The sequence below is a fragment of the Helicobacter turcicus genome, assembly GCF_019711685.1.
Lineage (GTDB): Bacteria > Campylobacterota > Campylobacteria > Campylobacterales > Helicobacteraceae > Helicobacter_D > Helicobacter_D turcicus.
In genome coordinates, this window is record NZ_JAIGYQ010000006.1 from 1 (window position 1) to 14,919 (window position 14,919).

18 protein-coding genes, 1 tRNA gene and 1 pseudogene are annotated in these 14,919 nt (G+C 33.1%); 7 read left to right on the plus strand and 13 right to left on the minus strand.

The window, feature by feature from the left end:
- The 9 genes and pseudogenes from K4G57_RS09105 to K4G57_RS05135 form a co-directional block, all read right to left on the minus strand.
- Positions 1-1,662, minus strand: a pseudogene (locus K4G57_RS09105) (hypothetical protein); the annotation flags it as partial.
- Positions 1,649-2,377, minus strand: a complete 729-nt coding sequence (locus K4G57_RS05100) for a glycosyltransferase family 2 protein (RefSeq protein ID WP_221532399.1) — start codon at positions 2,375-2,377, stop codon at positions 1,649-1,651. The pseudogene K4G57_RS09105 and the gene K4G57_RS05100, both read right to left, overlap by 14 nt.
- Positions 2,374-2,703 (minus strand): hypothetical protein, encoded by a 330-nt coding sequence (locus K4G57_RS05105; protein WP_221532400.1) that lies wholly within the window; start codon positions 2,701-2,703, stop codon positions 2,374-2,376. The genes K4G57_RS05100 and K4G57_RS05105 overlap by 4 nt, the downstream gene beginning before the upstream one ends.
- A gap of 67 nt (positions 2,704-2,770) precedes the next feature.
- Positions 2,771-3,946 (minus strand): hypothetical protein, encoded by a 1,176-nt coding sequence (locus K4G57_RS05110; RefSeq protein WP_221561811.1) that lies wholly within the window; start codon positions 3,944-3,946, stop codon positions 2,771-2,773.
- Positions 3,946-4,278 (minus strand): nuclear transport factor 2 family protein, encoded by a 333-nt coding sequence (locus tag K4G57_RS05115; RefSeq protein WP_221532107.1) that lies wholly within the window; start codon positions 4,276-4,278, stop codon positions 3,946-3,948. Before K4G57_RS05115 ends, K4G57_RS05110 begins: the two co-directional genes overlap by 1 nt.
- Positions 4,271-4,987 carry a glycosyltransferase family 2 protein gene (locus K4G57_RS05120; RefSeq protein ID WP_221532108.1) on the minus strand — a complete coding sequence of 239 codons (717 nt, stop codon included), beginning with the start codon at positions 4,985-4,987 and terminating at the stop codon, positions 4,271-4,273. Before K4G57_RS05120 ends, K4G57_RS05115 begins: the two co-directional genes overlap by 8 nt.
- Positions 4,984-5,616 (minus strand): HAD family hydrolase, encoded by a 633-nt coding sequence (locus K4G57_RS05125; protein ID WP_221532109.1) that lies wholly within the window; start codon positions 5,614-5,616, stop codon positions 4,984-4,986. Before K4G57_RS05125 ends, K4G57_RS05120 begins: the two co-directional genes overlap by 4 nt.
- Positions 5,606-6,244: a PI-PLC domain-containing protein gene (locus K4G57_RS05130; protein WP_221561812.1), complete on the minus strand. Its 639-nt coding sequence runs from the start codon at positions 6,242-6,244 to the stop codon at positions 5,606-5,608. The genes K4G57_RS05125 and K4G57_RS05130 overlap by 11 nt, the downstream gene beginning before the upstream one ends.
- 170 nt (positions 6,245-6,414) lie before the next feature.
- Positions 6,415-7,317 (minus strand): AEC family transporter, encoded by a 903-nt coding sequence (locus K4G57_RS05135; RefSeq protein WP_221532110.1) that lies wholly within the window; start codon positions 7,315-7,317, stop codon positions 6,415-6,417.
- Positions 7,318-7,484: 167 nt separating this feature from the next.
- On the opposite strand from K4G57_RS05135, the gene K4G57_RS05140 reads away from it, so the two are divergent.
- The gene (locus tag K4G57_RS05140; RefSeq protein ID WP_221532111.1) at positions 7,485-8,684 is read left to right on the plus strand and encodes a multidrug effflux MFS transporter; all 1,200 of its coding nucleotides are present in this window, start codon (positions 7,485-7,487) and stop codon (positions 8,682-8,684) included.
- On the opposite strand, the gene K4G57_RS05145 is transcribed toward K4G57_RS05140, so the two are convergent.
- Positions 8,676-9,593 (minus strand): radical SAM protein, encoded by a 918-nt coding sequence (locus K4G57_RS05145; RefSeq protein WP_221532112.1) that lies wholly within the window; start codon positions 9,591-9,593, stop codon positions 8,676-8,678. The genes K4G57_RS05140 and K4G57_RS05145 overlap by 9 nt on opposite strands.
- 146 nt (positions 9,594-9,739) lie before the next feature.
- Here K4G57_RS05145 and K4G57_RS05150 point away from each other — a divergent pair, with 146 nt between their 5' ends.
- Entirely contained in the window at positions 9,740-10,024 is a 285-nt protein-coding gene (locus K4G57_RS05150; protein WP_221532113.1) for a DUF362 domain-containing protein, read from the plus strand.
- 134 nt (positions 10,025-10,158) lie between these two features.
- On the opposite strand, the gene K4G57_RS05155 is transcribed toward K4G57_RS05150, so the two are convergent.
- Complete coding sequence (locus K4G57_RS05155; protein ID WP_221532114.1) at positions 10,159-11,004, minus strand: metal ABC transporter solute-binding protein, Zn/Mn family; 846 nt, start codon at positions 11,002-11,004, stop codon at positions 10,159-10,161.
- Positions 11,005-11,067: 63 nt separating this feature from the next.
- Here K4G57_RS05155 and K4G57_RS05160 point away from each other — a divergent pair.
- The 5 genes from K4G57_RS05160 to K4G57_RS05180 all read left to right on the plus strand — a co-directional run bounded on the left by K4G57_RS05160 (position 11,068) and on the right by K4G57_RS05180 (position 12,247).
- Positions 11,068-11,144: transfer RNA gene (locus K4G57_RS05160), tRNA-Arg, on the plus strand.
- Between the two features lie 59 nt (positions 11,145-11,203).
- Positions 11,204-11,395 (plus strand): hypothetical protein, encoded by a 192-nt coding sequence (locus K4G57_RS05165; RefSeq protein ID WP_221532115.1) that lies wholly within the window; start codon positions 11,204-11,206, stop codon positions 11,393-11,395.
- A gap of 167 nt (positions 11,396-11,562) precedes the next feature.
- Positions 11,563-11,730 (plus strand): hypothetical protein, encoded by a 168-nt coding sequence (locus K4G57_RS05170; protein WP_221532116.1) that lies wholly within the window; start codon positions 11,563-11,565, stop codon positions 11,728-11,730.
- A gap of 50 nt (positions 11,731-11,780) precedes the next feature.
- The gene (locus tag K4G57_RS05175) at positions 11,781-11,936 is read left to right on the plus strand and encodes a hypothetical protein (RefSeq protein WP_221532117.1); all 156 of its coding nucleotides are present in this window, start codon (positions 11,781-11,783) and stop codon (positions 11,934-11,936) included.
- Between the two features lie 50 nt (positions 11,937-11,986).
- The gene (locus K4G57_RS05180; protein ID WP_221532118.1) at positions 11,987-12,247 is read left to right on the plus strand and encodes a hypothetical protein; all 261 of its coding nucleotides are present in this window, start codon (positions 11,987-11,989) and stop codon (positions 12,245-12,247) included.
- 384 nt (positions 12,248-12,631) lie between these two features.
- Here the strand turns inward: K4G57_RS05180 and K4G57_RS05185 are convergent, their stop codons facing one another.
- Both K4G57_RS05185 and gdhA read right to left on the minus strand, forming a co-directional pair.
- Complete coding sequence (locus tag K4G57_RS05185; protein WP_221532119.1) at positions 12,632-13,462, minus strand: DNA ligase; 831 nt, start codon at positions 13,460-13,462, stop codon at positions 12,632-12,634.
- Positions 13,446-14,798, minus strand: coding sequence for an NADP-specific glutamate dehydrogenase (gdhA, locus tag K4G57_RS05190; protein WP_221532120.1), 1,353 nt, complete (start codon positions 14,796-14,798; stop codon positions 13,446-13,448). Before gdhA ends, K4G57_RS05185 begins: the two co-directional genes overlap by 17 nt.
- Positions 14,799-14,919: the final 121 nt, after the last annotated feature.

Sequence of the window (14,919 nt, forward strand, 5' to 3'; positions counted from 1 at the left end):
ATGTAGCTCTGTAATATAACTTAAAACAAAAGGCATTCTAATATAACCTTTAAGACTTTTAGAGTTTTCTATCAAAGCAACTCCTAGTTTGTAGGAGAGGAAGTTTTGTGCTCGCATTGTTGCTCCAGGTCTTGTAGATTGTGCAACACGACTTGTAACTCTTGCATTACTGCTAGGCAAAGGATAGTTTTCTCTTAGTAGCTTAAAGAAATCTTCTATTTCTTTAGTATTAATACTAGGGTCGCTTAAGTTTTTAAGATCTTCTTTTAGCTCTTGACTAAAATCAGGCAAAGCAATGCCTGCAAGTGCAATTGTATGGTAAATAGTGTTTTCAAAGATAGCTTTTCTAAGTTTATAATCAAAAAGTAAGGGAATTTTATAGCCCAATTCATGATTATTACCCCAAAAATTTATAAATTTATTTTTGCTAATTGCTTCTTTTTGGCTAAAGATTTTTACATAATTACTGACTGCTTCTTTATAGCCTATAAGAGTTCCACTCCCACTACCTCCACCATCTCCCCAAAAAGAGAATCCATCACTAATTTCATCTTTTTTAAGCGTATTAAATCTTTGCATATCAAAGGAAAGAAATTTTACATCACTACGAACAATCATAACTATGTCATAATTGATTTTATTTTTTCTTTCATACTTTGTCAGAAGCTTAAAGCTCTCTTGCATACCATAATAAAATTTAGAATTATAGGCAGAGTATTTTTGCTCAAATTTTTCTTGATTTTTTAGTTTGTATTTTTTAACGCAAGGATTTGATTTGATAAAATCTTGCATTTGGTTTTTTTCTAATTTGATATTAAATTCTCTTTGTAAAGAAGCATAAGTTCTTGGTAGAATTTCTATCAGTCCTTTCTTATGAGCAATACAAGCGGGAACTTTCTTTGAGAATTCTTCTTTTAAGATTCTACTACCCCAAAAATAACCTCCAGTAAGAGAGGGGTATTCTTGATATTCATCCCATGAAAATAAAAAACAATCCGCATTTAAAGGCTTAGCTAATTTAGAAATCAACTCTTCTAAATTTTCCCTCCAAGCACCTCTCAAAACTCCCCAAAAACATATCCCCACTTTTTTAGGCGGCATAGTGTTTTCTTCTTTGAGCATTTTAGAAACAATCGCATTATGTCTATCATAATAGATTCTAGCACCTTTGCATTGTGTTTTGTTATGTAAAAAACATAAGAAATAATAGCCAAGCACCTTAGGCATAAAAAAATCTTCTTGTTCTTTATCATCTGCAAGAGCAAAATAATCAATCAAAACACTTGCAAGATAGTTTTTTGCAAAATCACTTTCTAGTTTATAAAAATTTTGCAATGCAACATCAGCTTTAAGCGTATATTTTTGTATTTCTTGGCTACATTGATAAAGTATAAAACTATCTTTTGTTACAAAATTTTCCAAGTTTTTTAGTTTATTTTCTAAAGCCTTTTTTAAATTTATAAAATCTAACTTCTCCTCTTCCCACCAAGTGGGTTTATTTTCAAAATCAAGCAAGGTTGAAAGTTTTTGAAATTTTCCACATTCATATAAAAACACAAAATAAGACATTTTATCTTTAGAGTTTTGTTCTAATAATTTTTCAGCCTTGCAAAAATCCCAAGCTTCCAAAGCATTTTCAAGTTCAAATTTAAAATTTTGCATGAAGAGCCTCGTAGTTTTTAAGATCTTGTGGTGTTCCTATGCCATGCATTTGATTGAAATCTATATTGTAAATGCCTATTTTTTTACCCTCTTTAATCAAATAATTGTAACTTGGAGCTGTGTAGAATTCACCATTAACAAGGTCTTGTTCTATCATCATATCCACACAAGCATTAACAAAAAATGAGCCTTGAGCGTAAAGATAAATCCCAACTGTGGCAATATCAGAGATCACCTCTTTTTCTTTAAGTTCTACAACCAAGTCGTCTTGCACTTTTACAAAAGACCATTTTGGATTCTTTTCTTTATCGATAAAGCATAATATAGAGCCATCAAGTTTTCTCTCAAAAGCGTCTTTGATAAAAAGAGCGATGTTAATATCTATGATTTGATCGGAATTTGCTATGAGTAAAGGCGTGGAGTTGTTAATGAATTTCCTTGCATAAAGAGCTGTGCAAGCTGTGCCTTGGGTGAGTTTTTCTATGGCAATGAATTTAACATTAAAATCTTTTTGAATTTGGGCAACAAGTTCTTTTTCTTGTTCTAAATGCTGTCTTTGTGCAATTAAAAAATAATTTGCATCTTTATAGGCTAAATTTTCTAAAACACGCACTATCATAGGCTTTCCTAAAACATCAATAAAAGGCTTTGGTTTTACATAGCCCTCTTTAGCAAAACGGCTACCAAGCCCTGCCATAGGAATTAAAATATTCATTTTACTTCTCCTAAAAATTTGTCATTTTTCACACAAGGAAGTTTTACTACTACATTAATTGTGTCTTCTAAAGCCTCAAAATCTGTGCTTTCATTAGGATTTATCTTAATAATATCACCTTTAGTATAAACCACCCCATTCATCTTAACTTTACCCTCTATAATGCAAGTAAATTCCGTAGCAACCTTGTGATAATGTCTCTCCTCTATATCTCCTTTTTTATAAGATTTCACTCCCACTTCAAGCTCCTTGCTTTTAAAAGCACTCGGCTCAAAATCTCCTATAAACCAGCCTCTTACCATATCTTCAAGCTTAAAATTTTTCATTTTTTCTCCTTTTGTTTTTCTCTCCATTCTCTTTTTATTCTAGGCACATCTATAAAGATGTATTTTATTATGCCCCCCCCCACACATTCTTATATGCTTTTAAAAAAGCATTGCCAAGTTTATAGCTTAAATGTTCTTTAAATCTTAAAGCTTCTTTATAATCAGAATAAGATTCTAAAGGAGGAAGTTTTAATGCAGGATTCTTTTGTATGTGTTGTGCATAAGCTTTTTGTTCTTTTTTATGTAGCTCTGTAATATAACTTAAAACAAAAGGCATTCTAATATAACCTTTAAGACTTTTAGAGTTTTCTATCAAAGCAACTCCTAGTTTGTAGGAGAGGAAGTTTTGTGCTCGCATTGTTGCTCCAGGTCTTGTAGATTGTGCAAGTTCTTTTTTTAAATTTAAAATTTCTTTGTTTAAATCTTCTTTACTTTTAAAGGCTAAATATGAGCCGTTTTTTTGAATGTATAGGAATAATTTTTCTTTGCAAAGTTCTTTTGCTAAGCTTGGATTAGAGCATAAAAAAGGAATCTGTTTGAATTTCTGACTTTTAAAGACATGGTAGCAACCTGCTTCTAACGCACCATAATGTGAGAGTATGTCTAGATTTACAACCTTAAAATCTTTATAAAAAATCAAAAAATACATATAAATATAATAATCAAAACTAAGAAAACTTAAAGCAAGTAAATCTTTATAAGATTCCATATTTATGGCTTTGAAAAATTCTCCTAAATATGCATTTTTATAAATGCAAGGCTGGTTAAACCAAAGATAAAGCTTTTCATTTTCAAACTTTTTTTTGATAAATTTTTTCTCAAAAAACTTTTTAGATGCATTCTGTATGTCAGAGGGATTGCTCCTTGTTTCATTGCCATAAAGAATCTTTTTTGCATAAAATTCATCAAAAAGACTTAATAAATCTATGCTTTTTATAAATTCGCTCTCACTATCTACAATCAAAGAATATTTATAGGCATCTTTAAGACTCAAAAGCGCAAAAAATTTCTTAATATTAATAATACCTTGCTGTTTTGAAACGCGTAAGAATTCTGGTAAAACAAGGCTTTTATAATAGCCCTTAAAATTAGTAGTTTTAAACTCTTTAAGCTCGTCTTCATTTGTGAAAACAAAAATCAAATCCGCTTGTTTGTCAAATTCGTATTTAAAAAAAGAGCTTATAAATTCATTAGCATAGCCAAAATGCGCTGGGTAAATAGGCATGATAATGCAGATTTTCATCATACTCCTTTTGGGTCTAAATACGCACGAAGTTCTGTCATTTTGGAATCTTGCCACTCTATAATATCAACACCCTCAAGCTTTAAATCATCAAGCACAAGCTCAAATTCTATGAAAGTTGTTTTTCCATGCATATAAATTTGCTTTGCTTTAAAGCTCAAATTTTTAGCACTTTTAAAGATATTCTCTATGGCTTTTAAACATTCTTTTTTTCCTGAGATTTTTTTGACAACAGGATCTTGTAAGACAAAATTTTCATCTAAAAGTCTTTCTATGTGCTCTAAATTTTTAGAATCAAAAGCCTTAATATAATCTTTTGTTAAGTTAATCATTTTCTATCCTTTCGTATTGTTCAATTTTTGCCGGGCTATAAAAGGTATGGTATTTGTTCTTTGGTATAGAGAAATTTTTAATGATTTTATTTTCTAAGATAAGCTCATTTAAGCAAGGTGCAACAAAAAAATTTCCCTCAATATGGGCGTCTTTTTCTATCATTTTTTCACAAGCCTTTATGAAGTCTTTACCCTTTTTAAAATAATAAAATCCTGCAATGGCATTTTTACTTATAGGCTTTTTCTCGCTTGCTTCTATGACTTCATCTTTTTCATTGCTAAGGACAAAAGCAAATCTTGGGTGAAAATTCTCAAAACTTATAACCCCACCATCATAAGCCCTAAAGTGTTCCACAACTTCGCTTAAATCCAAATCAAAAATTTGATCCCCATTGCAAATAATAAGCTCATCATCATTATTAATATAATCAATTGCAAACATGCTAGAGCAAGCCATTCCTTTAGTTTGTTTTGTTAAGGATATCACAATACTTTCTTTGTTTAGAAGCTTAATACTCTCTTCTAAATAATACTTTTGATCTTGTTTTTTTATGATAAAAATCAGCCTTGAGTTTTTAATGCAAGAGATATTTGTTATAAAATGCTCAAGCATAGTTTTACCACGAATTTCTGTAAGAACTTTAGGAAAAATTAAATCTTCACTAAAAAATTTGGAATCTCCTGCTAAAGGGATAACTATATTTATCATTGTGCTTCCTTTTGAAATTTTTCAAGCGTTTTTTTGATGTTTAAAAAATTCACTTCTTCAACGCTATCTACCTCCATGACATTTGCCCCACTTTCCCTAGCTGCTTTTATGCCATTGAAATTATCTTCAACCACCATTACTTCTTTAGGATGAAATCCTAATTTTTGTATTGCTTTTATGTAAATTTCAGGGTCTGGCTTTGCTTTGCTCACATCTTCATTGGATAAGAAGAAATCCAAATACTCAAGCAGGGCTGCTTTTTTTAACATAACCTCAATAGTGTGTTTGATAGAATTTGAACAACATGCGAGTTTGTAACCTTCATTTTTAAGCTTTGAGAGTGCGTATTCATGGATAAAACGCGGTTTGCAAGAGGTATGGACTATATCCATTGTGTATTGTTGTTTCATTTTGTTAATGAAAGAATGTAAGCTTTCTGGTAAATTTTGTTCTAAAGAGAGAATTTTGAGCTTGTTTTTTGTAGGAAGCCCATCAAAAATTGTTAAATGCTCATACCTTGAAATCTCCATACCAAAAAGATTCAAAGCCCTATTTAAAGCCTCATAGTGCCATTCTTTAGCTTCTATTAAAACTCCGTCCATATCAAAAATAATCGCTTTAATTTCCATTGAAAAACTCCTTTGCTTTTAAAACTTCATCAGTACAAAGCATGATTTTATTTTTTAAGTTATGTTTGTTGATGAGTGTTTTGTATGTGTTCCATTCTTTAAGATAGGGTCTTTTATGCAAACAAGGGCAAACTATACAAATTTTTTTATTTGCTTTTAAATGCGTTAAAATCGTCTTTTCATCAATCCAATGTTCTTGAAATTCGTCCAACCAAAGTCCGCAAGCTTTTTCATAAAAGCAAGGTTGTTTTTCGTATTCGCTAAGTCTTGTGAAAGTGTTAAAACCCTTGTTTAGATAAGATAAAGCATCAGGAATAGACATATCAAAAACAAAATAATTGACAATCTCGTATTTTTGTAAAAGCTTTAAAAGCTCATCTTGCAAGCCATCACTTTTAATATTTAAAGCCAAATTTAAATTTAATTGGTGTTCCTTGTAGTAGGCAAATAAAGTTTCAATGCTTTCGCATTTTTTGGAAGCCATATCATGAGAGATAACGATTTTAGAATCAAAATCTCTTAAGTCTGTTTCAATCCCAAAACCAAATTCAAAAGCCTTTGTAAGAGCGGTTAAAGAGTTCTTTTTAACCCCCCCCCCCCACAAACCTCTATGCGCTATAATGGTCATTGTTTTCCTTAATAAATTTTTAAAAGAGAGAGCTGATTATATCAAAAAAAAAAAAAAAAAACAATATTCATTTTCAAACTTAAACCCTAAGGCACTTCAAGGCTCTTCAAATGGAATCTGCTCAAGTGTTTTTCCAAACAAAACATTAGAGTTTTTAGCAAAATAAAACCTCACACAAAATACAACCACAATGGGATGCTAATAAAACTAACTAGGATTCCAAAAGTAACGGCATTTAGAGCAACCTTTGCATTAAATCCGGCTTTGTAAATAATCGCCACACCACTCACTAATGGAGGCATTGCCACTTCAATGAGTGCCATTTTCCAAGTATTGCTAAACTCTCCGAAAAAGGCTTTTACAAAGAAAAATAAGAGCAAAGGCGCAATAAACATTTTTGCTCCCAAAAGCAACGTAGGGTATTTCCACTCTAAAATTCCACGCAAATTTAACTGCACCCCAATAGCAAAAAGTGCCACTGGAGTCGCTGTTTGGGCTAGTGATTTAAGAGGAGCAAAAAGAGCTTGTGGAATCTCAAAAGGAATCAATCTAAAAAGTGCTCCACAAATGAGTGCTAAAAATAGAGGGCTTTTAAATAAACGTTTTAAGACTCCGCTAAAGGAAAATGCTGTTTTACCATTTAAACTAAGGAGAACAGGAGCTAAAAAAGCAAATGGAATCCCTGTTACAAATTGGTCAAAAATAATCACTTGGTTTGCCTGTGCTTCCCCTAATGCACCTTGCACAAATGGAAATCCTAAATAAAGCGTATTTCCAAGCATTGCCATAAAACAAAGGGTAATTAGCACACTACGTTCAAAGCGAAAGATTCTTCCAATAAACAATATAAAAAGCCCAGCAAAAAGGTTTGAAAGCAAAGAAATCAAACACACAAGCAAAAAATCCAAGCTCACATTTGCGTGGTAAGTGCCATTAAAAATTTGTGCAGGAAGAGCAAAATTTACTAAAAATCCAAGCAGGATTCCACTATGTTTATTCCCAACAAGACGCAACACATTTGCCATATAACCGATAAAAATAAACACAAAAATACTATACATTGCTAAAAGCATTTGCTATCCTTAAATTTAAAATTACAAGGTGTGCTTAAAATTTGCGCGGATTTTACTCCTTTCTTATGCAAAACTCAACGCAAAATGCAAGTTTTGGAATCCTTTTTATAAGATTTTTTTGTAGTTTGCTTTGTTACAATTTTTATTGCAACAATTAGGATTACACAATGCAAAACCATACCAAAATTCACGGATTTTACAAATTTAAACTCATTTTTATTTTAGCAATTATGTCAAGCCTTGCTCCACTATCCACAGATATGTATCTAGCGGCACTAAATCATGTACAAGAGAGCTTTCAGACTAATCCCTTCTTAACCCAACTTTCTCTTGCAAGTTTTTTTATCGCTTTTGCCTTTGGACAACTCATCTATGGACCACTAAGTGATATTTTTGGACGCAAAAAACCTGTCCTTGTTGGAATCTTAATTTTTATTGCCTCAAGTTTAGGTTGTGTTATTATTGATGATATCCATAGTTTTATTATTTTACGCTTTTTTGAAGCACTAGGGGGTTGCGCAGGAGTAGTGATTGCAAGAGCAATAGTTAATGATTTATTTGATTTTGAGGAAGCTGCTAGCGTCTATGCACTAATGATGGTCTTTAGCTCACTTGCCCCTATGCTATCTCCAACCTTAGGTGCATTCTTAATTAAACATTTTCCATGGCAGAGCATTTTCACCTTTTTATTTTTGCTTGGAATCTTTTTATTTCTTATGGTGCTTTTTGGGCTAAAAGAGAGTGCTCCCCACTTAAAAGCACAAAAATTTTCCCATAAAGAGACGCTTAAAAACTATAAATTTGTTCTAAAAGATAGTGTATTTTTAGTCTATGTGTTTTGCTCTGCCTTGACGATGGCAACAATCTTTGCATACATCACAGGCTCAAACTTTGTTTTTATTAATTTTTTTGGAATTTCTGAACAAATTTTTGCATTCCTCTTTGGACTAAATGCTTTAGGTTTTATGCTGTGTGCAAGTTTCAATGCAAAAATACTTAAAAAATTTAATGCACAGAAAGTCCTAGCCATCGCACTTTTAGTAATGCTTCTCACGCATTTAATAATGCTCTTTAATGCTTATTTTAGTCCAAAAATATGGCTCTTTGAAATTTCACTTTTTAGCATTCTTGCAACTCTTGGTTTTATTATGCCAAACACAACAACTTTAGCAATGGCAAGGTTTAAAGACCATTCAGGCACTGCCTCTGCAATTCTTGGAACAGCACAATTTGCGCTTGCTGGCATTATCTCTTTTAGCGTGGGAGCATTTGAAGCAAACACACCACTATTTTTATCCTTTGTAATGTTTATTTGTGTATTTTTAGCAAATCTAATCTACTTCACACAACACAAAAAACTAGCATAAAGCATAGAAATTTACACCATTGACACACTTTTGCTTCACTTTACCTTCCTTTAAAAGCACTCCTAAAATTTCTTTAGATTGCACACTCCAAAGCGTAATAATATCCCCCTCACTCATTGGACGTAAAGCAAGAGTTTTTAAAATCTCATCCGCATTTAATTCTAAGTTTTCTTGCGTTTTAATTAAAGTCCGCTTTGGCACAAAAGCTGGAATCCTATAACGCAAAAATACTTTGCTAATCTCCTCTAACTCTTTTTCGCTTAGGGATTCCACTTTATACGCAGGTGGGCGATCTATGGTGCTAATATCCAAACGTTTTAGTGGCACAGGTGCTAGAAATTGCGCTATTTTTTGAATCTCTTTAGCATCATCATTGACACCTTTTACAAATAAAATTTCGGCATACAGCTCACCTTTAAAATCCGCACTAAATTGATAAATCCCCTTTAAGATTTGCGCTAGATCCACACTCTTATGCGCCCTATCAATCTTTTTAAACACCTTCTCGCTCACTGCATCAATTGAAAACTTTACCTTATCAAAGAGCAAACAAGCCCTAGCAACACATATATCCCAAAGTAATGCACCATTTGTCAAGAGTAGTGTTTGCTTATCACCCTTAATATCTTCTAAACGCAACATTAGCTCATACAAATACGGATATAAAGTAGGTTCTCCATTTGCCGTAATCGTAAGAGATTCCACATTAGAAAACTTTTCTAAACCCTGCTCTATGGCTTTTAAGATTTCATCTACACTTAGAATCTCTTGCATTGTTTCTTGTGCTTTTTTTCCCTCTAGCTCACAATAAAGACAATCATAATTGCACTGCTTAAGTTTTGGCGATAAATCCACACCTAAGGACTCTCCAAAACGTCGTGATTGCACAGGACCAAAAATAATATCCATACAAAGCCCCTTTGAAATTCCACTTTTTAAATCCAATAATTCTACACTCTTTTGTTTAAAACTTTTACAATTCTACTTAAATTGAAGCTAAATTTTATATTCTTTGCTATATACTCATTGTTTAATCAAAATTTTAAGGAGAAGTTATGGCTGTTAAAATTACAGATATTTGCATCGCCTGTGGAGCTTGCATTGATGAATGTCCAGTAGAAGCTATCGTTGATGAAGATGATAGCCCAAATGATGATGGATGCTATTTTGTTTATAATGATAAATGTGTGGAGTGCGTAGGGCACAATGATGAACCAGCTTGCGCATCTGCTTGTCCAACTGAAGGTTGTATCGTATGGGATGCTGTTGCAGGTTCTCCATCACACAGAGAAGACATCGGTGATGATAAAAGAAGTGCGCACACTCCAGTTGTAGAATAATCTTTAAGCCCCTTGGGCTTTTGGATTCCATAATGTATGGAATCTATTTTAAACTCTTTTAATCCTTGCTCTTACAATTTTTTAAAAATTCTTTAATCTCTTTTAGTCTTTTTTGTTTGACACTCCCCACATTCTTAAAAGCTAGTGAGTGTTTTTGCAAAATTTAGCAAATTCTCTCCCCAAGGTGTTTGTAATGGTGAAAAAAATCCCAATTTTGCTCCACTTTCTTTTGCAATAAACTCCGCAGCTTTTGTTGAAAATTCTGGCTGGGCAAAAATCACTTTTAGATTCTCCCTTTTTATGGTTTCAATCACTTCAATCATCTCTTGCATTTTTGGACTTTTTCCCTCCACTTCAATAGAGATTTCTTCTAAATGATAATCCCTTGCAAAATATCCAAGCATTGGATGAAAAACTACAAATTTTTGATGTTCTGGTAAGTCCTTTAAAATCATTTTTAATTCCTTATCAATGGCATCAATTTCAGCAATTAATGCATTATAACCCTTAGAATAATCCTGTTTAGGATTTAGTTTTTTTAATCCCTCAAAAATATTTTTAGCAATAATTTTTGCATTACTTGGGGATAGCCAAATGTGTGTATCGCCATGGTCGTGTTCATCATGAGCATTATGTTCATGTTCTGTATCTTTTTGCCAAAAATTAATCCGCTGAATGTTAGCACTAGAATCATAAATTTGCATTTTTTGATTTTGACTTGCAAAGCGCGGAAGCCATACCTCTTCAAACTCTATTCCAATAGAAAAATACGCCACTGCCTCATTAACCTTTCTAATCTCCGAAGCTTTTGGTTCAAAATCATGAGGATTCACACCCGGAACCACAAGTGAAACCACATTATAGGAATCTCCAGCGATTTTTTCTACAAATTCTTTCTGCATAGGAACACTTACCATAATCACATCACGCGCAAACGCTAGATTTAACAACAAGCACATAAACATCAAAGTCTTTTTCATTGCTATTCCTCAATTAATATTAAAACTTTTTAAGATATAATTCTACCCTAATTTTTTTAAAAAGCGTTCATAGCTCAATTGGATAGAGCATCAGACTTCGGATCTGAGGGTTGGGGGTTCGACTCCCTCTGAGCGTACCAAATATTCCTTGTTATTTCTTGCTACAATATCGCCTTATAAATTATTTATTAGGCTAAGAATGGCACAAATTATTACAATTATTTTAGATATTATTCGTAACGCTAACACAGACCTAAAAGCCTGTGCAGAAAAGATTCAAACTTTTATCAATCCTCCACGTCATAAAAGCACTTTTGAAGGAATAATCCGTTTCACTCCTCAACAAAAAAAAGAATCATTGAGCATAAAGAACGTTCTTGGAAGCGCATAAGGGGTGTAGCAGGAAGCGGCAAAAACGCTCATCATTGCACAAAAGGCAGCACAAATTGCATCTGAAGGCAAAAAGTTCTTGTAATTACTTTTAATAAAACATTATCAGCTTATATAAGAAATAACATCAACAAGACTGCACTTGAGTTTGACTGGAACAACATTGAAGTGATTCATTTTCACGGCTTTGCAAAGGCTCTCTTAGAAGAAAATATCCCCCATAAAGGCGCAGATGGTATCACAAGAGGAATCATAGAGCTTGAGACAAATGCTAAGAATAGAGAATACGATGCAATTTTAATTGATGACGCTCAAGATATTGAAAAAATGGTTTGATGCGCTTTTAAAATACCTAAGCCCAAATAATGAGATATTGCTTGTAGCAAATGATAAGCAAAATCTTTACGATAGAAAACTTTTATGGAAATCAAAGTATGTCTAGGCTTGGCTACAAATTTAAAGGAGCTTGGGGGGAACTTAATAAAAATATACGCAACCAACACTACCCAGAGATTCTTATAGAATCCAATCGTTTTTGCTAAGCAGTTTTTACAAGAGTATCTCCAAAATAATCCTGATAAGAATTTCGGCAGTGTTTTCTTTGATGAATCCTCAAAAGAACAAAGAAAATTTTTCAACTCAAGACCCACATATTAAAATAACAACGGTTCATAGTTTTAAAGGAATGGAAACAAAAGCGATTATTTTTGTGAATACCAAATATGATATGCAAAATATTTTTGAAACTCATATTGCAATAACGCAAGCTACTGAACTTATTGCAGTTTTTAATCGCATTAAAAAACTTGAGGAGTATGGAAAAAGCTGGAGCAAAAAGATTAATTTTACTTGAGATATTGGATAATTCTACTTAAATTTAATCAAAATCCCTATTACGCGTAAAACTTCTAAAATGCAGATAGAAAATCCTACAAAAAAGAACACAAAGATTTCAGTATAATTAAAGACAATATGTGAGCTTTTCTCAATTATAGCTTAACATAAGTTATTAATCTAGAATTTGTAGCACTTAAGCCCGCTAGAATTAGAGAGTATCGCACCTTTAATTCAAGAGTTATTTCGCAATCCTTAAAAATTGATGTAAAAAGGTGCTTATTTTATCTTTAGGCTTTAATGTAACTTATCAATTGATAATTTTTGCTAAAACACTAAGTTTAATTCTATTTGTTCAACCAAAAATTAAAACTTAACACTCCTAGGCAAAATACTTTTAAAACTAATCCCCCTCCCTAACGCGCAAAAATATAGGAAATCGTGGAATTCCATTCTTAGTGTAACCTTGATATTTGTAAGTGATTTTAGTTCCAATTTTTGGAGGATTTTCGCGCTCTCTATCACTAAAACCAGAACCAATTTTAAAGCGCTTTTGGATTCCATTAATTGTTGCTTCACAAATCACTGCACCAAGTTTTCTGGCATTTCTACCTCTACCTTGTGTGTATCCTTGCACAATACATTCTGCGTCCATAAAAGGTTTGAGTTTATAACCAATATTAGAAATCGTATTATTGCGAATAATCACACCTTCTCCGCCTTTTTCCAAAACACTCTGATAGAATTTCTCTAAGTGCATTTGGTTTTCAATAGGAATCTGCGGAATAATTTTTATGAATTTACTAGGATTATTCTCTAAATATTCTTGTAGAATATTCAAGCGAGTTTGCAAAGTGCAATCCTTACATACACCACGTACATCAAAAACTTGTAGAGTGATTTGCTCCCATTGTTTTGGAATCGTATTTTTAATCACACTTAAAGTCTGCGCAAAAGCATCACGTCTAAGCCACAGCTCACCATCTAAGATAAAGGGAGGAAAATTATCCAGCCAAAATTTAGGTGCTTTTATAGGATTTCCATTACGTGTTTTTAGAGATTTTCCATCCCAAATTCCACGCACACCATCAAGTTTTTCACTCATCACAAAAGCTTTAAGCTCTGTATCGTCTAAGGGAGTTTTATAGAACTGAAATCTTGGAATCCCTGCAAATGCGAGATTCCAGATAAAAAAGAATAGAATAAGAATTTTCAGCTTATAAGCCTTGTTCAATCATTGCATTTGCTACTTTACGGAATCCTGCAATGTTCGCACCAAGAACCAAATTTGTAGGGTCTCCAAATTCTTTTGCTGTCTCGCTTGCATTTGCATAAATATTTTTCATAATTTTGTGCAATTTCAAATCCACTTCTTCAAAAGCCCAAGAAGTCATTGAAGCATTTTGACTCATTTCAAGCCCACTTGTCGCAACACCACCAGCATTTGCTGCTTTACCAGGACCATAGCAAATTTTAGCATCCAAGAATTTATGCACCGCCTCAATAGTTGAAGGCATATTTGCTCCTTCGCTCACGCATTTACAGCCATTTTTCAATAGGTTGTCTGCATCTTTTGCATTAAGTTCGTTTTGTGTTGCGCTTGGAAATGCTGCAAAAGCTGGAATAGACCATAGTGGATTATGGTCATTTGGGTAGTCTTTAACACTTGTCCATTTAGCACTGCTTCTTTCTTTTGCATACGACTCTAAGCTCTCTCGCCTTACCTCTTTAATCTCTTTTAAAAGAGCTAAATCAATCCCTGCTTCATCGTAAATCATCCCTTTTGAATCACTAATTGTTACAGGTTTTGCACCAAGTTGTTGGAGTTTCTCTACTGTGTAGATTGCGACATTTCCACTACCAGAAACTAGGCACACCTTGCCCTCTAAAGAGCCGAAATTACTATGAGACAACATTTCTTGCGCAAAATACACACTTCCGTAGCCTGTAGCCTCTGTCCTAGCTAAACTTCCACCCCAAAGTAAAGATTTTCCTGTTAGCACACCATCGTAGCGGTTTGTTAGTTTCTTGTATTGCCCAAAAAGATATCCAATCTCACGCCCACCAACACCAATATCTCCTGCTGGAACATCAGTATGTGCACCAATATGACGATATAGCTCATTCATAAAAGCTTGACAAAAGCGCATAACTTCTCTATCACTTTTTCCCTTAGGATCAAAATCACTTCCTCCTTTTCCGCCACCCATTGCAAGCCCTGTAAGTGAATTTTTAAAGATTTGCTCAAAACCTAAAAATTTGATAATCCCTTCTGTTACGCTAGGGTGGAATCGCAAACCACCTTTATAAGGTCCTAAAAGTGAGCTAAATTCAATGCGATAACCGCGATTAACTTGAATTTCTCCATTGTCATCTTCCCAAGTTACACGAAAATTAATTTGTCGCTCTGGGATTACAATTCTTTCTAAAATCTTATTTTTTTGGTATTTTGACTCTTTTTGAAGAGCTGGTTCAATGGATTCTAATACCTCTTTAACAGCTTGATGAAACTCTGTTTGCTCTGGATAGAGTCTTTGGACTCTCTGGATAACCTCTTGTGCGTAAGACATTTTTATTCCTTTAATGTAGATTGCATCAAATTATTTTCTGCATAAGAATTGTATTAAAATAAAATTTAAATTAAACTTATAACTTAATATTTTTTATTAATTTTAGTATTATATGTTAAGC